Source organism: Kocuria sp. HSID16901 (assembly GCF_003989425.1).
Lineage (GTDB): Bacteria > Actinomycetota > Actinomycetes > Actinomycetales > Micrococcaceae > Rothia > Rothia massiliensis.
Genome location: NZ_RBLM01000021.1, coordinates 1 through 725 on the forward strand (window position 1 = coordinate 1; position 725 = coordinate 725).

Annotated in this window: 1 protein-coding gene; it reads left to right on the forward strand. The window is 53.4% G+C overall.

The genetic code is table 11. The annotated features are described in order from the left end of the window. Positions 1 to 394 precede the first annotated feature (394 nt). On the forward strand, positions 395 to 652 hold the full coding sequence (locus D8M21_RS11230) for a colicin E3-like toxin immunity protein (protein ID WP_126855926.1): 258 nt from the start codon (positions 395 to 397) through the stop codon (positions 650 to 652). Positions 653 to 725 lie beyond the last annotated feature (73 nt).

A 725-nucleotide genomic window follows, 5' to 3' on the forward strand; every position in this document is an offset into this window, starting at 1 on the left:
TTTTCCCACACCAACCACCGAATTAAGCCGACATCAGCCACTGAGCTCCCCCTCTTAGGCTCACTCCCTCGCACAAGGAAGTGAGCCGGTCATGTCAGAGCGCTTTTACCCCCCCACCGAAGAACAGCTACTCAAACATCGAATTCTGATCCCGCAGCCATCGCACGTGCCTTACTCGCCGGCTGCTTATTTTTTCGCACCGCCCCCTGCCACGGCCCCTACGCTAGCCAAGCCTCCCGGCTGCGTTTTCATCAAGCCCTGCCAACTGCCCGACGGCGTCAGCCACTACTTCAATCCACCGGTTACATCCCGTTGGCGCTGACTCACGTAACCGGCGAGCAGCTAAAAGGACCGAAGAAAAAACGAAACATCAAAAAATACCTATGAGGGCTACATGGGACTGAAAGTGAGATTGGAATGGTTCGACAGAACCACAGAGTTGCTACGCGGAACGCAGGACTCAGCGGATTTGGGAGATGACTACTCCGTGATTTCCAAGCTGGGGCTGTCGGCAGCCGAGGACGTCAATAACGGCATGTTTGAACTACGTAGGGAGTGGCTAACAGTGACACAGGCTCACTTCGCTCATGAAATTGCCCTGTCAGAGAGCGACTACTTCATCGCCTTTGATTACGAAGATGCGAACGAATAACACACATCTGGAGAATTCAGCTTCATGCGCAGGCTGTCACTGACAAACAAAAAACTTCGCAATATCCCCAGGC

Excerpts from the sequence above, each read along its gene's own strand:
- D8M21_RS11230 (WP_126855926.1), top strand. The coding sequence starts at position 395 with ATGGGACTGAAAGTGAGATTGGAATGGTTCGACAGAACCACAGAGTTG.